Source organism: Ferrovibrio sp. GW821-FHT12D07 (assembly GCF_058807275.1).
On the sequence record NZ_JBXAQN010000002.1, the window covers coordinates 122458 to 146911 of the forward strand.

The following is a 24454-nucleotide window of genomic DNA, read 5'->3' on the forward strand; positions in this document are numbered from 1 at the left end:
AAGGCCCGGCATTGCTGCCGGGCCCGTTCCAAGATCCGCCGGAGCGGAAAGACTTAGCCGACGATTTCGGTGCCGGCGAAGAAGTAGGCGATCTCGACGGCAGCCGTTTCCGGCGCGTCCGAGCCGTGCACCGAGTTGGCTTCGATGCTCTCGGCGAATTCCTTGCGGATGGTGCCGGCCGCGGCATTCGCCGGGTTGGTGGCGCCCATCACGTCGCGGTACTTGGCAATGGCGCCCTCGCCTTCCAGCACCTGCACGACCACGGGGCCGGAGATCATGAAGGAGACGAGGTCGTTGAAGAACGGACGGGCCTTGTGCACGCCGTAGAAGCTCTCGGCCACGGCCTGGCTCATCTGCATGCGCTTCTGGGCCACGATGCGCAGGCCGGCGGCCTCGATCTTGGCATTGATCGCGCCGGTCAGGTTACGGCGGGTCGCGTCCGGCTTGATGATCGAGAAAGTGCGTTCAATCGCCATGATGAGCAGTCCTTTGGGTCTTGGCTAAAAATCGGTGGCGGGTATATAGAGGCTCCGCTCGGAGGCCGCAACCGTCCTGCCCCCGCGCCCCTGACACCGGCCCTCCCCGGCCCAGATTTAAGTTGTTGTAAATGCTGACCTTTCGCGACCTGACCTACCGGATTGCCGGCCGTGTGCTGCTGGACCATGTCTCGGCCACCGTCCCGGCCGGGCATAAGGTCGGCCTGGTGGGGCGCAACGGCACCGGCAAATCGACGCTGTTCAAGATCATCACCGGCGACCTGCAGACCGAGACCGGCAGCGTCGAGCTGCCCAACGACTGCAAGATCGCCAAGCTGCCGCAGGAGCCGCCGGGCGGCACGCAGTCGCCCATCGCCTATGTGCTGGCCGCCGATACCGAGCGCGAGGCGCTGCTGATCGAGGCCGACGAGCTGGAGAATTCCACCAGCATGGAGGATGCCGAGCGCATCGCCGCAGTGCATATGCGGCTCGCCGAGATCGATGCCCATGCCGCGCCGGCGCGCGCCGCCGTGATCCTGGCCGGCCTGGGCTTTGACGAGGCGATGCAGAACCGTCCGCTGGAAAGCTTCTCGGGCGGCTGGCGCATGCGCGTCGCCCTGGCCGGCTGTCTGTTCGCCGAGCCGGATCTGCTGCTGCTGGACGAGCCGACCAACCATCTCGATCTCGAAGCCTCGCTCTGGCTCGAAAGCTATCTCAAGACCTATCCGCGCACGTTCTTGCTGATCAGCCATGATCGCCATTTCCTCAACTCGGCGATCGAGCACATCCTGCATATCGACAACACCAAGCTGGTTCTCTATCGCGGCAACTACGACACGTTTGAAAACGAGCGCCGCCTGCGCATGGAGCAGCAGAGTGCCTTCGCGGCCAAGCAGGCCGAGCAGCGCAAGCACATGGAAGAGTTCGTCGCCCGCTTCCGCGCCAAGGCCTCGAAAGCGCGCCAGGCGCAAAGCCGCATGAAGATGCTGGCCAAGATGCAGCCGATCACGGCCGCCATCGAAGACCCCACCGTAATCTTCCGCCTGCCCGATCCAGAAGAACTGCCGCCGCCGCTGATCGTGCTGGACCACCTCACAGCGGGTTACACCGCCGACAAGCCGGTGCTGCGCAACCTCGATCTGCGCATCGACATGGAAGACCGCATCGCCATGCTAGGCGCCAATGGCAACGGCAAGTCGACGCTGGCCAAGATCCTGTCGGGTGCACTGAAGCCGCAGGGCGGCAAGCTGCAGAAAAGCGGCAAGCTGCGCATCGGCTATTTCGCCCAGGATCAGGACGACGTGCTGGACGAAACCCGCACGCCGGTCGATCACATGCTCGACCTGATGCCGAATGCGACCGTCGAGCAGATGCGCACCAAGCTGGGCAGCTTCGGCCTGGTCCGCGACAAGGCGCAGACCGTGGCCGGCAAGCTTTCGGGCGGCGAGCGCGCGCGGTTGCTGTTTGCCATGGTCACCCACCATGCGCCGCATCTGCTGATCCTCGACGAACCGACCAACCACCTCGACATGGATACGCGCGATGCGCTGGTGCAGGCAGTGAACGAGTTCAAGGGCGCCGTCATCCTGGTCAGCCATGATCGCCACATGGCCGAGGCCTGCGCCGACCGCTTCTGGCTGGTGGGCGACGGCACCGTGAAGGATTTCGACGGCGATCTCGACGATTACGCCAAGCTGCTGTCGGATCGTCGCCGCGCGGCGACCAGCACGGTGAAGCTGAAGGGCGGCAGCGGAAAGACAGCCGATGCCTCCGCCGACCGCAAGGCAGACCGCAAGGCCGCGGCTGCCGCGCGTCAGGCGCTGGCGCCGCTGCGCATCGCCGTCACCAATGCCGAAAAGGCGATGGCCAAGCTGAATGCCGAAAAGATGCGGCTGGATGCGACGCTCGCCGACCCCGAGACCTACACCAAGCTGTCCGCGCCCAAGCAAGCCGAGCTGCAGAAGCAGCATGGCGAACTGGTGAAGAAGCTTGAGGATGCCGAAGAAGCCTGGCTCGACGCGCAGGCCAAGCTGGAAACGGCGCAGGCCGAAGCGGCCTAAAGCCGCGCCATCAGAGCGTTCACGTCCATGCGGCTTTGCAGTCGCAGCCGCGTGCCGGAAAAAGCCTCGTAGATTTTCCGGTGTCCGGTGAAGGAGCTGGAAGTCTGGCGCTCCCAGTACTGCTCCGCCCAGTGCAGCAGGTCAGGATCGGCCGGCTGACCACCCTTGCGGGCCAGCAGACCGGCGCGGCATTCCGACCAGGGCAGATCGAGCCAGAGCAAGGCGGTGGCGCGCGGCAGCGCCGGCTCCGACAGCCAGCCATAGACGCCCTCGATCACCCAGCGATTGGCGGTCGCTGCATCGCGCACCATCTGTCGCGCCGCATCCTCGTCGCGTTTGCGTGCGAAGCCGCTGTCTTCCCAATGGATGGCATCCAGCCCGATCAGGGGCATCTGCAGGCGATCGGCAATCTGTGCAGCCAGGGTGGATTTTCCGCTGCCGCCGTTGCCGATGATGATCGTGCGATGGGCCAGCGTGTCGCGCATGGCAGGGCGCAGGCTTTAGCCTTCCGCCTTCTTGATCCAGCCGCCGGTATCCTCGGACTGCTGCCAGTAGGTCAGCGTATGGCCGGCGTCTTTCGCCTTCTTCCATCGCGCGCGAGCGGCATCGAGGGCGGCATCGTCGTTGCCGTCGAACAGGTCGCAGACGCGCGTATACGAAGAGACGTCATCGGCATCGGCGCCGTCGACCAGGAACAGCACCTGCGCGTCGTTGGGCCGCTCGTCCTCGATGGTCAGATAGATCGGCTGCTTGTCGCTGAACCCATCGGCCTTCAGGCCATGCGGCAGGAAGCTGTTGCGGCCATAGCTCCACAGCTCGCCGTTGATCTGCTGCAGGCGCTCGTCCGAGCCGCCCTTCACCACCGCCCGCCAGCCCTTCTGCAGGGTCTTTTCCAGCAGTTCGGGCAGCACCTGCTCCAGGCGCCGGCGGGTCAGGTGATAGAACAGCAGCTCGGCCACTGATCAGCGGTCTTCGTAGTGATCGGCCACGAGACGATTGAGCAGGCGGACGCCGAAGCCGGTGGCGCCCTTGGGCACCGTGGCCTTGTCCTTCTTGCTCCAGGCCGTGCCGGCGATGTCCAGATGCGCCCAGGGCGTCTTGTCGACCACGAAGCGCTGCAGGAACTGCGCGGCCGTGATCGAGCCGGCGCCAAAGCCCGGCCCCGCAATATTCTGCATGTCGGCGATCGGCGAGTTCAGCCCGGCGTCATAAGCCTCCGACAGCGGCAGGCGCCAGAGCTGCTCGTCCTCGGCTTTGCCGGCAGCGGTGAGCTGCTCGGAGAGTCTGTCGTTGTTCGAGAACAGGCCGGCATGCTCGTGGCCCAGCGCGATGATGATCGCGCCGGTCAGCGTGGCGAGATCGACCATGGCCTGCGGCTTGAAGCGCTGCTGCGTGTACCACATGGCGTCACAAAGGATCAGGCGGCCTTCGGCATCGGTGTTCAGCACCTCGATGGTTTGGCCCGACATCGAGGTGACGACATCGCCCGGGCGCTGCGCGGTGCCCGACGGCATGTTTTCCACCAGCGCCACCACGCCGACGACATTCGCCTTGGCCTTGCGGCCAGCGATGGCGGTCATCGTGCCGATCACGGCACCCGCGCCGCCCATGTCCCACTTCATCTCTTCCATGCCGGCAGCCGGCTTGATCGAGATGCCTCCGGTATCGAAGCAGACGCCCTTGCCGATCAGGGCCAGCGGCTTGCCGCCCTTCTTGCCACCGTTCCACTGCATCACGACGAGCTGGGAGTCGCGGTCCGAGCCCTGGCCGACGCCGAGCAGCGCGCCCATGCCGAGCCGCTTCATCTCACGTTCGCCCAGCACCTCGACCTTGACGCCCAGCTTGGTCAGCTTGCGGCATTCGGCGGCCAGGCTTTCGGGGAAGATCACATTGGCCGGCTCGGTCACCAGGTTGCGGGTGACCTCGACGCCGGCGGCCAGCTTGTCCAGTGGCGCATGCAGCTTCTTGGCCGCGGGCACAGCCTCGGAGAGCACGGTCACGGCCTTCAGACTGGGCTTGTCCTTGTCCTTCAGCTTGGTGCGATACTTGTCGAAGCGGTAGCTGCCCAGACGGGCGCCCAGGGCGGCCCGGGCGGCAGCCTCGGCCGCCGGCAGCACGGTGCCCTTCAGGACTTCGGCGGCGATTGCCAGATCGGCCTCGCCCGAGACGGCCAGCCGGCGGACGGCATCGCCCGCCAGGGTCTCATAGGCCACGGCCTTGGTCTCGGCCGGCTTGCCCAGGCCCGCCAGTAAAATACGGCTCAGCCCCGCACCCGGCGCCATGACCTCCAGCCACTGCCCCCGGCTGCCGTTAAACCGCGGCGCAGCCGCCATCGCCTTGCCCAGAATCCCGCCCAGGGCCTTGTCGGTCCGCTGGCCGAAGGCGCCGAGCTGGCGCCCCTCACCGACCACCAGGACAAGGCTGCCGCGTTTCGGGGTTTTGGCGTCGACGATTTCAATTTTCATGATGCTCCAACCGGGTCAAAAAGGCTGTCGGGACCGGGCAAGGACTATAGCGGGCGGAAACGCGCCCGATCAATCCGCGCGACCCGCCGAATCGTCGATTCTTCCTTGTGGGTCAAGTCCTTCTTTTCAAAGCCAAGCGGTGGCAGCAAAGGGCGGAATCGCTATACTGCGCGCCATGCGCGGGGTCTCTGTTTACATCGTGCGCCAGATCGCCTGGCCACTGGGATTTGCCACCCTCACCCTGACCGGGGTGATCTGGCTGACCCAGTCTTTGCGGTTCATTGACCGCATCGTGAACAACAACCTCGCCTTCTCGGATTTCCTGTACCTGACCATGCTGGTGCTGCCCAACATCATGGCCATCATCCTGCCGGTCGCCGCCTTCTGCGCCGCGCTCTATGCCTTTCACCGGATGGCCAGCGATTCGGAAGTGATCGTGCTGTCGGCCGCCGGCTACAGCCGTCTGGCGCTGTGCCGCCCCGCCCTGATGATCTCCTTCATCGTCATGGCCGTGATGTACATCATCATGCTCTACCTGATGCCGCTGGGGTCACGGACGCTGAAGGCCACCCAGTACGAATTCCGCAATGACCTTGCCGGCATGGCGATCCTGGAAGGCGTGTTCAACACGCCGACCTCGAACCTGACGGTCTATGTGCGCGAGCGCGACAGCAACGGCGACATGCTGGGCGTGCTGGTGCATGACAATCGCAACGCCACCTCGCCCACCACCATGATGGCGGAAAAGGCCACCCTGGTGCGCACGCCGCAGGGTCCGCGGCTTTACATGGTGAACGGCAACCGCCAGCAGGTCGATGCGGATCACCGCACCCTGTCGCTGCTGTATTTCGACAACTACAGCCTGGACCTGGACGCCTACGCCCAGAAGGAAGGCCAGAGCTGGCGCGAGCCGTCCGAGCGCTTCCTGAGCGACCTGTTCTGGCCGGACATGAACAATGCCGATGACCGCCAGCAATACGCCAAGCTGATCGCCGAGGGGCATCGCCGCCTGATTACGCCCTTCTATGCGCCGGCCCTGATCCTGATCGCCGTCGCCGGCGTCATCGGCGGCCAGTTCAACCGCCGCGGCCATGGCCAGCGCCTAGCCATCGCCGCCGCAGCCGCCATCTCACTGCAGGTGATGAGTCTGGGCGTCACCCAGCTTGCCGCCAAAAGCATCGCGCTGATCCCGCTGATGTATCTGCTGCCGGCTGTTGCCATCATCGGCACCGTGCTGTTGCTGCGTGAACCAGGTGCTCATTTCAGCGCACCCCGGAAAGTGCAGGCGGCCTGATGCGGCAGTCAACCACCCTTTCCATCTATTTCGGCCGCCAGTTCCTGATCGGCATCCTGACAGTCCTGGTTGTGCTGGCAGTGCTGGCCTTCAGTTTCGACATGGTGGAAATGCTGCGTCGCGCCAGCGGTCGCGCCGAAGCCAGTCTCGACCTCGTCTTCGAGATGTCACTGCTGAAACTGCCCAGCCTGATGACCAAGCTGTTTCCCTTTGCCGTGCTGTTTGGCGGCATGCTGGCGCTGAGCCGGCTGACCCGTTCACAGGAACTAACGGTCAGCCGCGCCGCGGGCGTATCGGTCTGGCAATTCCTACTGCCGGGCATCACGCTGGCGCTGCTGCTCGGCATCTTCCTGGTCAGCGTCTACAATCCTTTGAGCGCCGCCATGCTGTCGCGCTACGAAAACATTGACGCCAAGGTGATGCGCGGCCGCACCAGCGTGCTGGCGGTATCCTCCAGCGGCCTGTGGATGCGCGAGGCAGATTCCAAGGGCCAGGTGGTGGTGCATGCGCTCCGTGTCGCCAACCAGGGCGGCGAGCTGCGCGACGCAATCCTGTTTTACTACGACGGCCGCGACCAGTTCACGAAGCGCATCGATGCCGGAGTCGCCATCCTGGAACCGGGACAATGGAACCTGAGCAAGGTGATCGTCAGCTATCCCGATCGGCCGGCCGAACGCCATGAGAGCCTGACGGTCCCGACCACACTGACCTTCGACCGCATCCAGGAAAGCTTTGCCTCTCCCAGTACGATTTCGTTCTGGGAGCTGCCGTCCTTCATCAGCACGCTGGAAGCGGCCGGGTTCTCCGCCGTGCGGCACCGGCTGCATTTCTACAGCCTGCTCGCCTCGCCCATCCTGCTCTGCGCCATGCTGCTGATCGCCGCCAGCTTCAGCCTGCGCCTGACCCGGCGTGGCGGCATCGGCTTCATGCTGGCCGGCGGCGTTGCTTCGGGCTTCCTGCTGTATTTCAGCGTCGAGGTCATCCAGCCTTTCGGACTTAACGGCACCCTTCCGGTGCAGCTCGCGGCCTGCGCACCGACCGTGGTTTTCGCCATGCTGGGCATCTCGCTGCTCTTTCACCTGGAGGATGGATGATCGCCAAGTCCAGCGGTCTGTTCTGCAGGTTCGGCATCGGCCTGTTGCTGGCATTCACCGCATTGACCCCGGTCCATATCGTCACGGCCCGCAAGGCTGAGGCACAGACTGGCACCAACGCTCCGGTGCTGGTCACGGCCGACAATCTGAAATACGACCAGTCTCTCGGCCTGATCACGGCGGAGGGAAAGGTCGAGATCGCCCAGGGCGGCCGCACCCTGATCGCCGATACCGTCAGCTACAGCGAACGTGACGACAAGGCGATCGCCAGCGGCAATGTCGCGCTGATGGAAGAGAACGGCACGGTTCTGTTCGCCGACTACATGGAACTGACCTCCGGCATGCGGAACGGATTCATCCGCGATGTCTCCCTACTGCTGTCCGACATGTCGCGTGGCGCCGCCGTATCGGCCGAACGGCGCGATGGCAATCGCACTGTCATGCGCAAGGGCGTCTATACCACCTGCGCGCTCTGCGAGACCGATCCGAGCCGCCCGCCGCTGTGGCAGCTGAAGGCGCAGCAGGTCGTTCATGACGAAGCCAAGCAGGAAATCAGTTATCGCGATGCCGTCTTCGAGATGTTCGGCATTCCGATTCTCTATACACCGTACCTCAGTCACCCCGATCCGACGGTAAACCGGCGCAGCGGCATTCTGCCGCCGCGATACCTGAATTCGTCCTACTTCGGGAACCTGATCCAGACGCCCTACTATCAGGTCATCGACGAGAACACAGACATCACGGTCGCGCCTCAATACTCGACCAAACAGGGCGCGCACCTGACCACCGAGTATCGCCAGCGCTTCGCGCGCGGCGATATCGAGGCCGATGCCAGCATCACCGAGGAAGACCAGAGCGGCGATGTACGCGGCCATTTCCGCAGCAACATGGCCTTTCGCGCCAGCGACGACATCACAGTCGGCGCCAATATCCTGCGTTCCACGGATGACACCTACCTGAGCCGCTATCGCGTCTCTGACCGGCCGTCCAACAACACACTCACCAGCCGCGTCTATGCCGAGGCGATCAACAACCGGCACTTCGCGTCCGCAAACGCTTTCTCCTTCCAGAACCTGCGCCCCAACATCCGCAACAGCAACGTACCGATCGCTGTGCCGGTCATGGATTACTCGGCCGTCATGGAGCCGAATGACCGCGGCGGGCGCTTTGCCGTCGACGCCAACATGATGTCGTTGATGCGCAGGGAAGGCACGGACACGCGACGGCTGTCCAGCACGGTGTCATGGGCGCAGCCCTATTACGCCTCAACCGGCGAAGTCTATACCGCCACGGCCATGCTGCGCGGCGACGGCTACTGGACCAACAACCTGAACCAGGCGCCTGTCTCCAATTCACCGGGGGAAGATTCGGACTTTGTCGGCCGTGCCATGCCGTTGGTGGCGCTGGACTGGCGCTATCCCTTCGTCCGCGACGATGGCCCGATGCGGCAGCTCATCGAACCGATCGTGATGGCCGTCATCACACCTTACGGCGGCAATCCCAAGGGCATTCCGAACGAAGATTCGTTGAGCTTTGAGTTCGACGAAACCAATCTGTTCTCGCTGACGCGCTTCGCCGGCCTCGACCGCTGGGATGGCGGCCCGAAACTGAACTATGGCTTGCGCACGGCAGCCTACAGTGATCGCAGTGGCTATATCGAGCTGCTGGTCGGCCAGTCACTGCGCGCCAAGACGGATGATACGTTCACGGAATCCTCCGGCCTGCGCGATCAGTTCTCGGATTATGTCGGCCGCCTGACTGTTTCGCCGGGCCGCTATATCAATATCGTCGACCGCGTCCGCCTCGCCCAGAACAGCGACCTTTCGGTACGGCGCCATGAGCTGGGCACCACCCTGGGCAGCAGCACGAATTTCGTCTCGCTGACCTATGCAGACGTAACGAATACCGACTTTTTGCAGAACACCGCCAACCAGGAAGCCATCAGCGGCGCCATTCGCCTGCAGATGACCAAATTCTGGTCCATGGAAGCCCGGCATACCCGCGATCTTCGGGATGACGGCTCTTTGCTGAACTTCGGCGGTTTGCGCTATACTGACGAATGCTTCGACATCATTCTGTTCGCCGAACGGACATTTACACTCAATCGTGACATCCAGCCGTCGACGACCATTGGTCTGCGCTTCAGGATTGCGACTTTCAGCTGAGCTGCCCATGCATCGCCGCCTTATCGCTCTCGCCCTGTTCCTGACCGCCATCCTGGCGGCGCCCCTGCATGCGCAGGACCAGCAACGCATTGTTGCGCTGGTGAATGACGACGTCATCTCCCTGCTCGACATCAACGACCGGTCCCGCATCATCATGGCGACCACCCGCCTGCCGGATAACCCGGAAATTCGTCGTGCGGTCCGCGACCAGGCCCTGCGCTCCCTGATCGATGAGCGCCTGCAGCAGCAGGAAGCCAAACGGCGCGGCATCAATACCCCGCAGCAGGATATCGACGCCGCGATTGCCGGACTTGAGCGGCAGATGAATATTCCGGCCGGCCGCTTTGAGGAATTTGCCCAGCGTTCCGGCATCGAACCGGCATCCGTCGTCAGCCAGATCCGCAGCGAGCTGACCTGGAACCGGATGGTGCGCGCCCGCGTCGGCGCCCAGGTCAACATTACCGAGCAGGATATCGACGAGGCCATCGCCAAGCTGAAAAGCAATGCCGGCCAGACCGAAGACCTGATCTCGGAAATTCTCATTCCGGTCGACGCACCCGATCAGGAAGAAAGCCAGCGCCAGCTTGCGCTTCGCATTCTCGAACAGATCCGCGGCGGTTCGAATTTCCCCGCCCTGGCTCGCCAGTTCAGCCGCGGCACGACGGCCGCCAGTGGCGGCGATGTCGGCTGGGTACAGCGGGGAACGCTGCCCGAGGATGTCGACACCGTCATTGCCAAGATGAACAAGGGCGACCTGTCCGAGCCGATCCGCACCGTGGGCGGCTGGGAAATTGTGGCTCTGCGCGACCGCCGCCGCATCAGTCTGCCCGGTGCGGAAGCCGCGCGCGTGACCCTGAAGCAGCTGCTGCTGCCCCTGCCGCAGAACGCCACCGATGCCGACGCCGAGACCGTCATTGCCCGGGCCCGTGAAGCCCGCGGCAGCATCCGCAGCTGCGACGATGTCGAGCCGGTGGCCGAGCGCTTCCAGGCGCCCGGTTCGGGCAGCCTGGGCACATTGCGGCTCGGCGATCTGCCGGAAAGCTTCCGTCAGGCCGTGGCGTCGCTGAATGTAAACGAAACGTCCCAGCCCGTGCGCGCCTCTCGCGCCGTGCATCTGTTCACGCTCTGCGCCAAGGAAGACGGCGGCGGCATCAACCGGGCCGACGTGCGCCAGAGCCTGCTGGTCCGGCGTGCCGAACTGATGGCGCAGCGCTACATCCGTGAACTGCGGCGCGATGCGACCATTGAATTCCGCTGACCCCCGCCTGCCGCTTGCCGTCACCATGGGCGAGCCCGCCGGTATCGGCGGCGAGATTGCCCTGCAGGCCTGGCTGAGGCGCGGCGAAGACGCCCTCGCGCCTTTCTTCATGCTCGATGATCCGGACCGGCTGCAGGCGCTGGCCGCCCGGCATGGCTGGGGCGTACCCATCGAGACAATTGCGGATCCGGAAGAGACGGCGGCCGTCTTCGACCGTGCGCTGCCGGTGCTGCCAGTGCCCCTGCCCGCCATGCCGCAACCGGGCATTCCCGATCGCCGCAACGCACCCGCCGTGCTGCATGCCATCGAACTGGCCACCACGCTGTGCCGCAACGGTACTGCCGGCGCCATCGTCACCAACCCGATCCACAAGGCCGCGCTTTACGACGCGGGCTTCACCCATCCCGGCCATACCGAATTCCTGGCCGCGCTTTGTGATGCGCCGATGCCGGTGATGATGCTGGCTTCCGACCGCCTGCGCGTCGTGCCGGTGACCATCCATGTGTCGCTGCAGCGCGCCATCGAACTGCTGACCGTCGACCTGATCGTTGAGACCGGCCGCATCCTGGCCGCCGACCTGCGCGGGAAATTCGGCATCGAGAAACCGCGCATCGCCGTCGCCGGGCTTAATCCGCATGCCGGCGAGAGTGGCAGCATGGGTGGCGAAGATGCCGCCATCGTGGCGCCGGCCGTGGCAAGGCTGCAGGCCGAGGGCATCGATGCACGCGGCCCGCTGCCGCCCGACACCATGTTCCATGCCGAGGCCCGCGCCGGCTATGACGCTGCGCTCTGCATGTATCACGACCAGGCCCTGATCCCGATCAAGACGCTGGATTTCGACAAGGGCGTCAATGTCACGCTCGGCCTGCCGGTGATCCGCACCTCGCCCGATCACGGCACGGCTTTCGATATCGCCGGCAAGGGCATCGCCAGCCCCACCAGCCTGATCGCCGCCATCCGCATGGCGGCCACCATGGTCGACCGCAGGACCGCCCAGGGCAATGTCAGCAGCCATTGAAGGTCTGCCGCCCCTGCGCGACGTGATCGCGCAGCATGAGCTGGCCGCGCGCAAGTCGCTTGGGCAGAACTTCCTGCTCGACCTCAATCTCACCCGCAAGATCGCCCGCGCCGCCATGCCATGGACAGCGGCACAGGTCATCGAGATCGGCCCCGGCCCCGGCGGCCTGACCCGCGCCCTGCTGCTGGAAGGCGCACCGCAGGTGACGGCGATCGAGCGCGACGACCGCTGCCTCGCGGCTCTGGCCGATCTGGCGCAGGCCGCAGACGGCCGGCTGACGCTGCATCCCGGCGATGCAATGGAAACGGACTTCACCACACTGGCGCCTGCGCCGTGGCAGGTGGTGGCCAACCTGCCCTACAACATCGCCACGCCGCTGATCCTGGGCTGGGTGGCACAGGCGCAGAACTTCACCCGCATCACCGTGCTGGTGCAGAAGGAAGTGGCGGAACGGATGGCCGCCAAACCCGGCGGCAAGACCTACGGGCGGCTGGCCGTGGCAACGCAGTGGCGTTGCGATGTGCGGATGCTGTTCGATATCGGCCCTAAGGCCTTCGTGCCGCCGCCCAAGGTGACATCGACGCTGGTGGAATTGCAGCCGCGCAGCAAACCGCTGGCCGAGGCCGAATGGCCCAAGCTGGAGCGCGTGACGGCTGCCGCCTTCAACCAGCGCCGCAAGATGCTGCGCGCCGCGCTGAAGCCGCTGTGGCCCGATGCAGATGCCAGACTGACGGCGGCCGGCATCGATCCCACGCGCCGGGCCGAGACTCTTTCGATTGAGGAATTCTGCGCGCTGGCGCGACTTCTGTAATCAGCGGCCTTCGCGCAGCTGCTTGACGAAATCGACCAGACCGATGCCGCGATGACGCTTCAGGCGTTCGGCGCGCAGGATGGCATGCACCTCCGCCAGGCAGCGCTCAACGTCGTCGTTGATCACGATGTAGTCGTATTCCGCCCAGTGGCTGATTTCGTCTGCCGCCTTCGACATGCGCTTGGCCACCACCTCGGCGGAGTCCTGCGCGCGGGTATGCAGGCGCTTTTCCAGATCGCGGGTCGAAGGTGGCAGGATGAAGACGCTGACCAGATCGTCGCGGGCGCGCTGGCGCAGCTGTTGGGTGCCCTGCCAGTCGATGTCGAACAGGATGTCCTGGCCGGCCGAGAGACGCTTTTCCACCTGCTCCTTCGGCGTGCCGTAGTAATAGTCAAACACCTTGGCATGCTCGAGCAGTTCCTGACGGTTCACCATCAGGCCGAATTCTTCCGAGCCGATGAAATGATAATGCGTGCCATCCACCTCGCCGGGCCGGCGCGCCCGCGTGGTCACCGAGATGGACAGATGCAGCTCGGGGTCCTCGGCCAGCAGGCGACGCGAAATCGTGGTCTTGCCAGCGCCCGAGGGGGAGGACAGCACCAGCATGAGGCCGCGGCGCGCCACCGTGATCACCGGTTTTGTGGAGGACTTACTCGACATTCTGGGCCTGCTCGCGAAGACGGTCGATCACCAGCTTGAGCTCCAGCCCCACCGCCGTCAGGCCGGCATCGAAGGCCTTGGAGCAGAGCGTGTTGGCTTCACGGTTGAATTCCTGGGCCAGGAAATCCAGCTTGCGGCCGACGCCACGGCCATCGCCGCCGCCAATCAGGCTGCGCGTGGTTTCGACATGGGCCTTCAGGCGATCCAGCTCCTCACGGATATCCAGACGCGTGATCTGCATGGCCAGTTCCTGCGCCAGGCGATCCTCGCTGACCGGCGGGCTCTGGGCCAGCAGATCATCGAGCTGCTGCCGCAGCCGGCGACGCAGCGCTTCGGGCCGCGCAGCTTCGATGCCGGCGGCCCGACCGACCAGCGACGTGATCTCATCCAGCATGGCGCCGAGGATGCCGCCCAGCTTGCCGCCTTCTGCCGTGCGGCTTTTCACCAGTTGGTCCAGCGCGGCGGCGAAGCTCTGCTTCATGCCGGCTTCGACAGCCTTGCGGGCGTCTTCGTCCTCGCTTTGTGTCGCCACCGGTTCGACCACGCCACGTACAGCCAGCAGGCCATCCAGCCGTGGCGCGCCGATGCCACGCGATTCCAGTTTGCTGCCCAGCGCCAGCAGCTGCTCCAGCAGCGCCTCATTCAGACGATAGACCGGAGGCGTCGCCTCCGCGCTCTCGGCAATTTGAAGATTGAGGGTGACGTTGCCGCGAATCAGCTTGGACTGGGCGAGCGTGCGGATTTCGGATTCGATGGCATCGAAACCCGGCGGCAAACGGAAGCGCAGTTCCAGGCCGCGGCCGTTGACCGACTTCAACTCCCAGATCCAGGCCTTGTTGCCGGCGCGTCCGTCGACGCGGGCAAAGCCAGTCATGCTGACAAGCGACACGATTCCCCCGAAAATGCTACGGTGCGCGCACTATAGTGAAAATCAGCCAGAGGGTCGAGGCTAAGTCATGGGTGAACAATCGCTTTCGGGCATTCTCATCACCGGCGGATCGAGTGGAATCGGCCAGGCGCTGGCTGAGCTCTATGCCCGGCCCGGCGTGCTGCTGGCCCTGACCGGCCGCGATGTCGCGCGGCTGGAAACCGTGGCCGAAGCCTGCCGCCAGCGTGGCGCCGTTGTCGAAGCCCGCACGGTTCCCGTCACCGACCGCGCAGCCATGCAGGCCTTCATCGCCGAGATTGCCGGCCGTGCGCGACTTGATCTGGTGATCGCCAATGCCGGCGTCGGCGGCGTGATGAAGTCCTGGGACGAGTTCGACAGCTACGCCCACAGTATCACCGATGTGAATATCGATGGCGTGATGAACACGGTGAATCCCGCCGTGCCGATCATGGTGAAGCAGAAACAGGGACAGATCGCCGTGGTCGCATCGATTGCCGGCTTCGTCAGTATGCCCGGCGCCTGGCCCTATTCCTCGACCAAGCATTTTGCCCGCGCCTATGCGGAAGAACTGCGCGGCATGCTGGCGCCCGAGGGCGTGAAGGTATCGGCCATCTGCCCGGGCTTCGTGACGACGCGCATGACGGCGCGCAACAAGTTCCCGATGCCCTTCCTGATGGACGAGAAGCGCGCGGCGCGCATCATCCACGATGGCCTGGCCCGCAACCAGGGCCGCATCGCCTTCCCTTGGCCGATGCTGGCGATGATCCGCCTGCTGGGGCTGCTGCCCTATCCGCTGCTCGACCGGCTGATGCGCGCCGCGCCGAAGAAAGCGTAATCAGCGCCGCTGCGTGGCGCGATAGGCGGCTACGTTACGCAAGTGCTGCTCATAGGTCGTGGCGAAGACATGCCCACCCTTGCCGTCGGCGACGAAATACAGGAAGTCGTGGCGTTCAGGTTGCAGCGTCGCCGCCAGGCTGGCGCGGCCCGGATGATTGATCGGCGTCGGCGGCAGACCGTCGATGGTGTAGGTGTTCCAGGCTGTCGCCTGCGCCAGATCGTTCAGAGTCAGTGGCCGTTCCAGCTCATGCTCGCCTTTGGTGATGCCATAGGCCACCGTCGGGTCGGCCTGCAGCTTCATGCCGCGCTTCAGCCGGTTGAGATAGACGCCGGCGACACGCGGCCGCTCGGCCGGCACCGGCGTCTCGGCCTCCACGATGGAGGCGAGAATGACAGCCTGCTCCGGATTGGCCAGCGGCAGGCCGGCAGTGCGCTTGGGCCATAGTTCGGCCAGCAGGTCTTCGCGTGCCTTGCGCATGCGAGCCAGGAGATCGCCGCGCGCATCGCCATAAACGTAGTGATAGGTCTCGGGCAGCAGGCTGCCTTCGGGCACCGGCGTCACCGGCCAGCTGCCGGTCAGCGCCTCGCCGCCCTCGACCAGCTTGCGGATCGTCACGGTCAGCTCGCCTTCGGGAATGGTGAGGCGACGGATCAGCACGCGGCCAGCCGCCAGCTTCTCCAGCACCGCGCGTGGCGTCTCATGCGGCGCAAACTGGTATTCGCCGGCCTTCAGCTTGCCGATCATGTCGTGTTCCCAGGCCGCGAGATCGAACAGCCGGGCATTGCTGATCACATGCGCCTCGGCCAGCCGCTGGGCGATGCCATGCAGGCCGGTGCCGCGTGGGATCAGGATAACGGTTTCCTGCTCCAGCGGACCGGCATGGTCGATCCAGCTTTCAAACCATTCATAGACGCTGGTCAAGCTGATGGCCGCCGCCAGGAGTATCACCGGCAGCTTGCTCAGCAGGCGCTTCATGTCAGGGCTTTACGAGTCGTATCGCTTGAGAATGAGCGACGCGTTGGTGCCGCCAAAGCCGAAGGAATTCGACAGGGCTGCACGAATCTCGCGCTTCTTCGCCTTGTGCGGAACCAGGTCCATGCCGACGGCGACGTCGCTCGGATCATTCAGGTTCAGCGTCGGCGGGCAGATGCCATGCTTGATCGCCAGCGTCGAGAAGATCGCCTCCACCGCACCGGCCGCACCCAGAAGGTGGCCGATCGAGGACTTGGTCGACGACATCGACAGGTTGGTAACGGCATTGCCGAACAGGCGCTTGATCGCGCCGAGTTCGATTTCATCGCCCAGCGGCGTCGAGGTGCCATGGGCGTTGACGTAATCGATATCCGATGGCTGCATGCCGGCGCGCTTCAGCGCCATCTGCATGCAGCGGAAGGCACCATCGCCGCTTTCATGCGGCGCGGTGATGTGATGCGCATCGCCTGAAAGACCGTAACCTACCACTTCGGCGTATATCTTGGCGCCGCGACGCTTGGCATGCTCCAACTCTTCGAGCACCACCACGCCGGCACCTTCACCCATGACGAAACCGTCACGCCCCTTGTCCCAGGGACGCGAGGCTGCCGTCGGATTGTCGTTGAAATCGGTGGACAGCGCACGGGCAGCGGCAAAGCCGGCAACACCGAGCGGTCCGATGGTGGCTTCGGCACCGCCGGCCACCATGACATCGGCATCGTCCCACATGATCAGACGGGCTGCGTCGCCGATCGCATGCGCGCCGGTCGAACAGGCCGTCACCACGGCGTGGTTCGGACCCTTGAAGCCGTATTCGATGGAGACGTGACCGGAAACCAGATTGATCAGGCGCCCCGGCACGAAGAACGGGCTGATGCGGCGATGACCCTTCTCTTTGAGGGTAATCGCCGCTTCTTCGATACCGTTGAGACCACCGATGCCGGAACCGATCAGCACGCCGGTACGGCAGCGCTGCTCCTCATCGGCGGGGACCCAACCGGAATCCTTGACCGCCTGCTTGGCCGCTCCCATGCCGTAGACGATGAAATCGTCCACGCGCTTGCGCTCCTTGGCTTCCATCCATTCATCAGGATCGAAGGCATCCGCCCGGTCCGGGAAGTCCGCCTTGAGCGGAACCTGCCCAGCCACGCGAGCCGGCATCTCGGACGCGTCGAAGCGGGTAATCGGGCCAAGGCCGGATTCCCCGTTGATCAACCGGGTCCAAGTCGCTTCGACGCCGCAAGCGAGCGGCGTAACCAGGCCGAGGCCGGTGACGACGACACGACGCATGGCGGAGCCTTTCTGACGATAAAGCGGAAAAAGAACGCGTGAGCGGCAGCGTCAGTTACGACGCCGAACGCTCCTTGATGAAATCGATCGCGTCCTTGACGGTCAGGATCTTTTCAGCGGCATCGTCCGGAATCTCGACGCCGAATTCTTCTTCGAACGCCATGACCAGCTCGACCGTATCCAGGCTGTCAGCGCCCAGGTCGTCGATGAAGCTCGCGTTCTCTACGACCTTCTCTTCTTCGACGCCGAGATGCTCGACAACGATCTTCTTAACGCGCTCACCAATGTCGCTCATTTCTTAAATCCCTGTGGTTATGTCTGCCTGCGCCAACCGTTAAGCGGCGACCGGCAAGTGGGGCTCCCTGTAGCATAGAAACCCCACGCTTCCAAGCCGTTCCAGACCATCCGGAACGGCTGATTCGACGCCAGATTTCCTTAGGAAATCATGGCCATACCGCCGTTCACATGCAAGGTCTGACCGGTGACATAAGCAGCTTCGTCCGAGGCCAGATAAAGCACGGCCGCAGCGATTTCCGGGGCCTGGCCGAGTCGGCCGGCCGGAATCTTCTGGGAAATCATTTCTTTCTGCTGATCGGTCAGCACATCAGTCATCGCGGTCTGGATAAAACCGGGTGCGACGCAGTTCACGGTGATATTGCGGGAGGCCACTTCCTGGGCCAACGCCTTGCTCATGCCGGTCAGGCCGGCCTTCGCAGCTGCGTAATTGGCCTGGCCGGGATTGCCGGTCGCACCGACCACCGAGGTGATGCTGACGATACGGCCCCAGCGGCGCTTCATCATGCCCTTGAAAGAGGCCCGCGCCAGACGGAAGGCGGCACTCAGGTTCACGTCCAGCACGGTCTGCCAGTCTTCGTCCTTCATGCGCATCGCCAGCTGGTCGCGGGTGATGCCGGCATTGTTGACCAGAATGTCGACCTGCCCCATCGCAGCCTCGGCCTTTGCGATCAGGCCGTTCACCGCCTCGGCGTCAGCAAGGTTGCACGGCAGCACATGGGCGCGGCTGCCCAGCTTGTCTGCCAGTTCCTGCAGCACCGCTTCGCGCGTACCCGACAGGCCGACGGTGGCGCCCTGCGCATGCAGGGCAGTGGCAACCGCATTGCCGATGCCACCGGTGGCACCAGTGACCAGGGCGAACTTGCCGGTCAGATCGAACATCGCACTTCTCCCTCGGAAATAATCAAAGACCCAGGATCAGAGGCCCAAAATAGTCAGAGCGCTCGGGCCCAGGCTTCCAGCTCGGCTGGCAGGCCGATGCTGACTGTTTCGATATCCTTGTCGATACGCTTCATCAAGCCGGCAAGCACCTTGCCCGAACCCAGCTCTGCGGCCTGCGCCACGCCCTGGCTTTTCAGCCACTGCATGCTTTCGCGCCAGCGCACCAGACCGGTGACCTGCTGCACCAGCAGTCGCTTGATATCGTCGGGATTGGACTCGCCCTTGGCGGTCACATTGGACACGACCGGCAGTTTGGGCGCATTAACCTTGGCTTTTGCCAGTGCCTCGGCCATGGCGTCGGCTGCCGGCTGCATCATGGCGCAATGGAAGGGCGCGCTGACCGGCAGCAGCATGGCGCGCTTGATGCCCTTGGTTTTCGACACTTCGATGGCGCGCTCGACAGCGCTTTTCTGGCCCGAGATCACCACCTGGCCGCCGCCATTATCATTGGCGCAGCCCACGATCTCGCCCTGGGCAGCCTCGGCCACCACTTCTTGCGCCTGCTCCAGTTCGGCGCCCAGCAACGCCGCCATGGCGCCGGTACCGACCGGCACCGCCTTCTGCATCGACTGGCCACGCAGCTTCAGCAGACAGGCCGTGTCAGCCACACTCAGCGCCCCCATGGCACAGAGTGCGGAATACTCACCCAGCGAATGACCGGCCGCGAAAGCGCCTTTGGCCGCCAGATCGATGCCGAAATCCTTCTGCGCCACACGCACCACTGCCAGGCTGACGGCCATCAGGGCGGGCTGGGCATTCTCGGTAAGCGTTAGATCGACTTCCGGTCCCTCGAACATCAGCATCGACAGCTTCTGTGAGAGCGCATCATCGACTTCCTGAAACAGCTCGCGCGCCGTGGCGAAAGCGTCGTTCAGGTCCTTGCCCATGCCGACAGCCTGACTGCCCTGGCCCGGGAACAAGAAGGCACGGCTCATGATCGGAAGCTCCTGATTGGTAACACTGGCAGACGGCGGAAAAATGTCGCGCCAGTCATAAGCCCCGCCCTCGCCCTGTCAAGCGTCGGAACCGGCACAGGCATCGGCAAATTAATCGTAACTACATGAAATGAATGATTATTTTTGACTGACCGTGCCTTCCGGCCGAGGGCCATTGTCTGCTTCATACCAAGGGGTTATGGCGGAATTTGGCTTAAAAACACTTGGCTGGCCGGGCCGGATTACAGTAAATTAGGCGTTAAGATGTGAGATCAGAAGATCAAGAGGTTCAGAATGAGCGGCGATATTCCTGGTGGCATCAAAGGTGCCATGTACCTTACAGGCCTTAAGGCCTCGCAGCAGACCGAACGGGCAGTGCTGAGCGTCGTGAGCGCCAGCCTCGAGAGCATCAAGCAGATCACCAAGGCGTCCGCGCCCGCTGGTGCTGGTAAAGGCGGCAACGTCGATATCTCGGTCTGATCTGAAAATACTGCAGACATGAAAAAACCGGCCATTGGCCGGTTTTTTTGTGTCCTGTGAGTAAGCTGCGCTTACTTGGCGTCAAAGGCGCCGGAGCGAATGGTGTCGGGCAGCTTTTCCAGACCGTGCGCCGTGACCGCCTTGCCAAACAGCGAGGTCAGTTCGGCCAGCGCCATGCTCATGGCAATCGCAGCCACCACTTCACGGCTGATCCCGCCGTTGACCAGAGCTTCCCAGGTCGCGACGAAAGATTCCCGGGTAACCTTGCTCTGCTCTTCTTCGTTCATCGCCATGGGTCATTCCCCTTTGTTTTGCGAATCTGCACTGGTTGCTCGCCAGTCTTTCGCATGGTTTCGGTTTATGGAACGTAAATGCCGCGCTGACGGTATCGCGAGATGCGAATTCTACCAGATAACCCGCCGCCAAGCCTATCCCTCTGGCAGGCCCTAGCGGGGACGGTTGCGGCGCAGGTCTGCCAGCATCTCCTGCAGGACCGGACCAGCCTGTGTGACCAGCGCGCCAGCCGAAGCCCCGCGAGCCGCCCGGCAGATGCGCACGGATGAATACCAGGGGGTGTCCTGCCGTCCCTCACCCCAGTACCAGAGCTGCCCCCAGTCCTGCCGCAACAGCACCAGCGTGGGGATGCCCAGTCCGGCGGCCAGATGGGCCGCTGCCGTACTGACCGTGACCACCAGGTCGAGGGCCGCGATCTGGGCTGCCTGCGCATCGATATCCGTCAGCGGATCAATCTCCGGATCCTGGATGATCGTGACTCCCTGATCCTGCTGCAGCTTCGCTGCGTCGGCTCGCGCCGCACCGTATTGCAGCGAGACATAGGCCGCATCCGACTCATGCAGCAGCGGCGCCATATCGGCCAACAGCAGCGACTTGTTCCGGCCTGCACGCGGGTTATGGCTGTTCCAGGCAATGCCGACCAGCAGTGTCTTGCCCGTGGCGCGGTAGCGCGCCCGCAACGCTGCAGTCCGCTGCGGATCGGCCTTCAGATAGGCAACCGGATGGCTGGCAAAGTCTTCCGCCGTCACGCGCACCAGCGCCGCGGCATCGGCCAGCGGATACTGGCAGGTGACGCCCAGTGCGGCGGGATCCAGCGAAGCGTCGTCTGCCACGACCTGGATCGCGGGATTGGACCGTGCGAACAACGGCACCAGACGCCGGTCGGTCGCCTGCACGATGTCGACGCCATGGCCGGCGATGTCGGCCAGCGTGCTGGAATACAGAATCTGGTCGCCCACACCCTGCTCGCCCCAGACCAGCACCCGGCCGGTCTTCAGCGGCGTCTTGCCATCCCAGCGCGGCAAGCCACGACTGCCGTCCGGGCTGCTCCAGTCTCGCCCCTTCGAGCGCCAGAAATAATGTCGCCAGCCTTCGACATAGCGGCCCTGGCGAAGTTGCAGCAGGGCAAGATTGGTATGGGTCGTGCCGTCTTCCGGATCACGCTCCAGAATCCGCTCGTATATTGCTTCTGCCGCCTCGGCCTGTCCCTGCAGATCGCGCAAGTTGGCCAGATTGCCCAGCGTGACGGTGGAGTCAGGATCAAGGGCGATCGCCCGGGCGATCGCCTCCTCGGCTTTGGCCAGATTGCCGATCTGTGCTTCATAGCTGGCCAGGCTGGCATGGCTCGCGGCATTGTCGGGATCGAGTTCGAGCATGCGCCGCAAGGCCGCGATCGCATCCTCGTACTGGAACAGCTTGACACTGGCCAACGCGAGCTCACCCCAGGATGCAATGGCATCAGGGTTATTCGCCACGACCTGCCGCAGCACCAAGACTGCCCGCTCATGCGCGCCGCTGCGCATCAGGGCCGTACCCAATGCCGAGAAAATGGAGGCATCCGCCGGCAGCAGCCGATGTGCATGGTCCAGCAGCGGCACTGCCGCCGCGTGATCCTGCCGTTCCAGCAGCAGGTGACTCAAAAGACGCAGGGCATCGATGTTGTTGGGTGAACGCGCCAGCGCCGTGCGATACAGCTGTTCCGCATGTGCCGCGTCCCCCTCGAGTGACGCCAGTTTTCCAGCCAGGACCAGGCGGCTTTCTTCAGGCGCTCCGGCGGCGGTCAGCAGGTCGATCAGCTTACGGGCATTGACGACATCCTTGTCGCCCAGGGTCTTCTGCGCGAGCAGCACGACATGCGGCAGGAAAACAGGATGCGATGCCAGCAGCCGGGTGATGGCATTCAGCGCGGCATCGACATGACCTGCATGCCAATCCGTCACGGCCCGGTTGAAGCCGGCATCGACATAGGCCGCATCGGCGGCCAGCGCCGCATCGAAATGTCCGCGCGCCGCAGACCAGTCTTCCCGGGCCTGCGCCAGCAGCCCCAGACCGTTATGAGCTTCGGCGGCCGCCTTATCCAGGTGCAGCGCCTCGCGATAGGCTGCTTCGGCGCCGGCGAAGTCATTTATTGCGCGGCAGGCATTGCCTAAAGTGATGCGATAGGCAGAGACCCGCGGCGCAAGGCGGATCGCCATCTCAATGATGGGTATGCCCTGGGCGGGGTGTCCTGCCTGATCGAGCGCCATGCCCATCAGGTTCAGGATGTCCGGATCATCGGGTTTTTCGGTGGCCAGCGCCTGATACAGCGCGATGGCTTGCGGGAACTGGCCGGCCTGGTGCTGCTGCATGGCAGCTTCCAGTCGCTGGCGCCAGGTGGGCGATGCGCCGCTCATGGGCGGGCCCGCGCGGTTGGCTTACTTCAAGCCTTCCATGATATTGCGGTTGATCTGGATCAACGCATCGACATTCGTGGACTGGCCCTGGGTGATCTTGTCGGTGTGCTTGTTGACGAAGATGCAGATATTGATCAGGGACACCTTCACGTCCTTGGTCAGCGTGTTGGCCTCATCGAGCACTTCCGGCATCAGATGGTTCCAGACTTCGCGGTTCCAGCCGATCGCATATGCAACTTTCGCAACGTCGGCCGGGAGTTTGCTTTCCATGATGGGGCGAACATCCATCAACGCACGGGTTACCGCCGAGAAGAGGCGGTATTCGATCTGCCGCGGCGACTCAAGGGTGTTTTGCGCCGTCTGGTACGGATTTTTTCCCGACATCGAGCAGGTTCCTCTCCACCTCAATCAAGCGACGAGCGAGCTTCAGAAGCTTGAAATAGTCCTTCTGGACCAAAGCTGCACCGATGCTTGCTACCACCGCATGAGTACTCGGCGCGGCCTTAACAAACTCCAAACTCGTCAGCTTAATCTGTTCATAGTACTCGTCGAAGTTCTCGTCCCACAGATAGGCGAGCTGACAGAAGTAATAGATTTTTTTGCCCAGGGTATCGACGTCTTCGGGACGCATGATGTGCTTTTCCCGAAGAAAGGATGCTTTATTTTCGATAATGATACTGGCGGACTTGGAAAGACTGAGTACCGCCCTGTTGAGAATGAACTTCTCGCCAGCCTTGAGTGTGATGATAAGCGGCACGAGATCCGGAGGGGTCTGATACCCCCTCCCTCCACAGTTGATGGGCTCCGAACAGGGCTATCCCGCTTCCGTCGTCCCGTCAAGGAATGCCGACCGCTTCGGCCAAACCTGTCAAAAAGACAAAAAGAAAGGGGGCCTTGCGGCCCCCTTTCCGGAGAAGTATCAGACTGCCGATTAACGGAACAGGCTGAGCAGGGTGTTCGGCTGCTGGTTGGCGATCGACAGAGCCTGGATGTTCAGCTGCTGGCGGACCTGCAGGGACTGCAGGGTGGCGCTTTCAGCGGCGACATCGGCGTCGACCAGGGCGCCGAGGCCCTTCTTGGTCGCGTCAACCAGGTCGTCAACGAAGCCCTTCTGCAGCGAGATCGAACGCGACTGCGCGGCGACCTGCGCCGAGACAGAGTTGATCAGGCTTTCGAAGGTACCCAGGCCGACGATGGCGGCCGAGTAACCGGCAGCACCGGCGGCGCTGTAGGCGGCAACAGCGGACGACAGGCCGGTGGCGCCCGAGGTCGCCGTCGACAGGTTGCTGCTGTTCTGCAGGGTCAGCGTGGTGCCCGACACGTCGGCCACGAAGGTGACCGCCGAGGTGGTGTCGCTGTTCAGCAGGTTCTTGCCGTTGTAGGTGGCCTGGTTGATGTAGCTGGTGACCTGACCGACGAGCTTGTAGACGTCGTTCAGGTAAACGCTGCGCTGGTCAGTGGTCAGCGAGCCGTCGGCGAGGTTGGCGAACTTTGCCTTGATGTCACCGACCAGGTTCGAGATACCGGTCAACGCGGCAGCGGTAACCTGACCGAGGCCTTCACCGGCGGCGAGCGACGACTGCACCGAGGCATAAGCCTTGATGTTGCCGCGGATGCCCTGGGCGACCGCGAACACCGCGGCGTCGTCCGAAGCATCGGCAACCTTGAAACCGGTCTGGACTTTCTTGGAGGTCTTGTCGAGGTCGGCGTTCAGCCCGCGCAGAGACGAGAGGGCAACGAGGGCGCCAACGTTGGTATTGACTGAATTGGGCATAACAAAGCTCCTGTTCTAGGATTGATATGAGTGCCCTCTTTTGAGGACACTT

General features: G+C 63.7%; 25 protein-coding genes. 9 read left to right on the forward strand and 16 right to left on the reverse strand.

Going from position 1 to position 24454, the window contains the following annotated elements; translation table 11 throughout:
* Positions 1-53: 53 nt before the first annotated feature.
* A complete protein-coding gene (ndk, locus tag AC1RRE_RS12390) occupies positions 54-476 on the reverse strand; it encodes a nucleoside-diphosphate kinase (protein WP_492981489.1) in 423 nt (140 codons plus the stop codon).
* A 131-nt stretch (positions 477-607) separates the two neighbouring features.
* Here ndk and AC1RRE_RS12395 point away from each other — a divergent pair, with 131 nt between their 5' ends.
* Entirely contained in the window at positions 608-2536 is a 1929-nt protein-coding gene (locus tag AC1RRE_RS12395; RefSeq protein WP_492981490.1) for an ABC-F family ATP-binding cassette domain-containing protein, read from the forward strand.
* On the opposite strand, the gene AC1RRE_RS12400 is transcribed toward AC1RRE_RS12395, so the two are convergent.
* From AC1RRE_RS12400 to AC1RRE_RS12410, 3 genes are read right to left on the reverse strand one after another with little or no spacing between them, the layout of a single operon-like run.
* Positions 2533-3021 carry a P-loop NTPase family protein gene (locus AC1RRE_RS12400; RefSeq protein WP_492981491.1) on the reverse strand — a complete coding sequence of 163 codons (489 nt, stop codon included), beginning with the start codon at positions 3019-3021 and terminating at the stop codon, positions 2533-2535. The two genes, AC1RRE_RS12395 and AC1RRE_RS12400, sit on opposite strands and share 4 nt — an antisense overlap.
* A gap of 15 nt (positions 3022-3036) precedes the next feature.
* Positions 3037-3495, reverse strand: a complete 459-nt coding sequence (locus tag AC1RRE_RS12405) for a DNA polymerase III subunit chi (RefSeq protein ID WP_492981492.1) — start codon at positions 3493-3495, stop codon at positions 3037-3039.
* Between the two features lie 3 nt (positions 3496-3498).
* The gene (locus AC1RRE_RS12410; protein WP_492981493.1) at positions 3499-5001 is read right to left on the reverse strand and encodes a leucyl aminopeptidase; all 1503 of its coding nucleotides are present in this window, start codon (positions 4999-5001) and stop codon (positions 3499-3501) included.
* A gap of 175 nt (positions 5002-5176) precedes the next feature.
* Between AC1RRE_RS12410 and lptF the strand changes: the two genes are divergently transcribed.
* Genes lptF through rsmA form a run of 6 tightly spaced genes read left to right on the forward strand, consistent with a single transcriptional unit; the run spans position 5177 to position 12641 of the window.
* Positions 5177-6295, forward strand: coding sequence for an LPS export ABC transporter permease LptF (lptF, locus tag AC1RRE_RS12415; RefSeq protein ID WP_492981494.1), 1119 nt, complete (start codon positions 5177-5179; stop codon positions 6293-6295).
* The gene (gene lptG / locus AC1RRE_RS12420; protein ID WP_492981495.1) at positions 6295-7389 is read left to right on the forward strand and encodes an LPS export ABC transporter permease LptG; all 1095 of its coding nucleotides are present in this window, start codon (positions 6295-6297) and stop codon (positions 7387-7389) included. Before lptF ends, lptG begins: the two co-directional genes overlap by 1 nt.
* A complete protein-coding gene (locus AC1RRE_RS12425; RefSeq protein ID WP_492981496.1) occupies positions 7386-9554 on the forward strand; it encodes an LPS-assembly protein LptD in 2169 nt (722 codons plus the stop codon). Before lptG ends, AC1RRE_RS12425 begins: the two co-directional genes overlap by 4 nt.
* A gap of 7 nt (positions 9555-9561) precedes the next feature.
* Positions 9562-10812 (forward strand): peptidylprolyl isomerase, encoded by a 1251-nt coding sequence (locus AC1RRE_RS12430; RefSeq protein ID WP_492981497.1) that lies wholly within the window; start codon positions 9562-9564, stop codon positions 10810-10812.
* Positions 10799-11830, forward strand: a complete 1032-nt coding sequence (gene pdxA / locus AC1RRE_RS12435; RefSeq protein WP_492981498.1) for a 4-hydroxythreonine-4-phosphate dehydrogenase PdxA — start codon at positions 10799-10801, stop codon at positions 11828-11830. Before AC1RRE_RS12430 ends, pdxA begins: the two co-directional genes overlap by 14 nt.
* Positions 11814-12641 carry a 16S rRNA (adenine(1518)-N(6)/adenine(1519)-N(6))-dimethyltransferase RsmA gene (gene rsmA, locus AC1RRE_RS12440; RefSeq protein ID WP_492981499.1) on the forward strand — a complete coding sequence of 276 codons (828 nt, stop codon included), beginning with the start codon at positions 11814-11816 and terminating at the stop codon, positions 12639-12641. The genes pdxA and rsmA overlap by 17 nt, the downstream gene beginning before the upstream one ends.
* Here rsmA and gmk read toward each other — a convergent pair whose 3' ends face one another.
* Both gmk and AC1RRE_RS12450 read right to left on the reverse strand, forming a co-directional pair.
* Complete coding sequence (gene gmk, locus AC1RRE_RS12445; protein ID WP_492981500.1) at positions 12642-13301, reverse strand: guanylate kinase; 660 nt, start codon at positions 13299-13301, stop codon at positions 12642-12644.
* Complete coding sequence (locus tag AC1RRE_RS12450) at positions 13291-14190, reverse strand: YicC/YloC family endoribonuclease (RefSeq protein ID WP_492981501.1); 900 nt, start codon at positions 14188-14190, stop codon at positions 13291-13293. The genes gmk and AC1RRE_RS12450 overlap by 11 nt, the downstream gene beginning before the upstream one ends.
* A 67-nt stretch (positions 14191-14257) precedes the next feature.
* Between AC1RRE_RS12450 and AC1RRE_RS12455 the strand changes: the two genes are divergently transcribed.
* Positions 14258-15025 (forward strand): SDR family NAD(P)-dependent oxidoreductase, encoded by a 768-nt coding sequence (locus AC1RRE_RS12455; protein ID WP_492981502.1) that lies wholly within the window; start codon positions 14258-14260, stop codon positions 15023-15025.
* Here the strand turns inward: AC1RRE_RS12455 and mltG are convergent, their stop codons facing one another.
* The 5 genes from mltG to fabD all read right to left on the reverse strand — a co-directional run bounded on the left by mltG (position 15026) and on the right by fabD (position 19461).
* Positions 15026-16003, reverse strand: a complete 978-nt coding sequence (gene mltG / locus AC1RRE_RS12460; RefSeq protein WP_492981503.1) for an endolytic transglycosylase MltG — start codon at positions 16001-16003, stop codon at positions 15026-15028. It abuts the gene before it with no gap.
* Between the two features lie 9 nt (positions 16004-16012).
* The gene (gene fabF, locus AC1RRE_RS12465) at positions 16013-17290 is read right to left on the reverse strand and encodes a beta-ketoacyl-ACP synthase II (RefSeq protein WP_492981504.1); all 1278 of its coding nucleotides are present in this window, start codon (positions 17288-17290) and stop codon (positions 16013-16015) included.
* Positions 17291-17345: 55 nt separating this feature from the next.
* Positions 17346-17585 carry an acyl carrier protein gene (locus tag AC1RRE_RS12470; RefSeq protein WP_492981505.1) on the reverse strand — a complete coding sequence of 80 codons (240 nt, stop codon included), beginning with the start codon at positions 17583-17585 and terminating at the stop codon, positions 17346-17348.
* A 140-nt stretch (positions 17586-17725) separates the two neighbouring features.
* Positions 17726-18466: a 3-oxoacyl-[acyl-carrier-protein] reductase gene (gene fabG, locus AC1RRE_RS12475; protein WP_492981506.1), complete on the reverse strand. Its 741-nt coding sequence runs from the start codon at positions 18464-18466 to the stop codon at positions 17726-17728.
* A 53-nt stretch (positions 18467-18519) separates the two neighbouring features.
* Positions 18520-19461 (reverse strand): ACP S-malonyltransferase, encoded by a 942-nt coding sequence (gene fabD, locus AC1RRE_RS12480; protein WP_492981507.1) that lies wholly within the window; start codon positions 19459-19461, stop codon positions 18520-18522.
* A gap of 294 nt (positions 19462-19755) precedes the next feature.
* On the opposite strand from fabD, the gene AC1RRE_RS12485 reads away from it, so the two are divergent.
* Positions 19756-19941 carry a hypothetical protein gene (locus tag AC1RRE_RS12485; RefSeq protein ID WP_492981508.1) on the forward strand — a complete coding sequence of 62 codons (186 nt, stop codon included), beginning with the start codon at positions 19756-19758 and terminating at the stop codon, positions 19939-19941.
* Positions 19942-20012: 71 nt separating this feature from the next.
* On the opposite strand, the gene AC1RRE_RS12490 is transcribed toward AC1RRE_RS12485, so the two are convergent.
* The 5 genes from AC1RRE_RS12490 to AC1RRE_RS12510 form a co-directional block, all read right to left on the reverse strand.
* Positions 20013-20234, reverse strand: a complete 222-nt coding sequence (locus AC1RRE_RS12490) for a hypothetical protein (RefSeq protein WP_492981509.1) — start codon at positions 20232-20234, stop codon at positions 20013-20015.
* Positions 20235-20387: 153 nt separating this feature from the next.
* Positions 20388-22628: a tetratricopeptide repeat protein gene (locus AC1RRE_RS12495; protein ID WP_492981510.1), complete on the reverse strand. Its 2241-nt coding sequence runs from the start codon at positions 22626-22628 to the stop codon at positions 20388-20390.
* Positions 22629-22649: 21 nt separating this feature from the next.
* Positions 22650-23012, reverse strand: a complete 363-nt coding sequence (gene flaF / locus AC1RRE_RS12500; protein ID WP_492981511.1) for a flagellar biosynthesis regulator FlaF — start codon at positions 23010-23012, stop codon at positions 22650-22652.
* A complete protein-coding gene (locus AC1RRE_RS12505) occupies positions 22969-23385 on the reverse strand; it encodes a flagellar biosynthesis repressor FlbT (protein WP_492981512.1) in 417 nt (138 codons plus the stop codon). The genes flaF and AC1RRE_RS12505 overlap by 44 nt, the downstream gene beginning before the upstream one ends.
* 174 nt (positions 23386-23559) lie before the next feature.
* Entirely contained in the window at positions 23560-24402 is an 843-nt protein-coding gene (locus AC1RRE_RS12510; protein ID WP_492981513.1) for a flagellin, read from the reverse strand.
* Positions 24403-24454 lie beyond the last annotated feature (52 nt).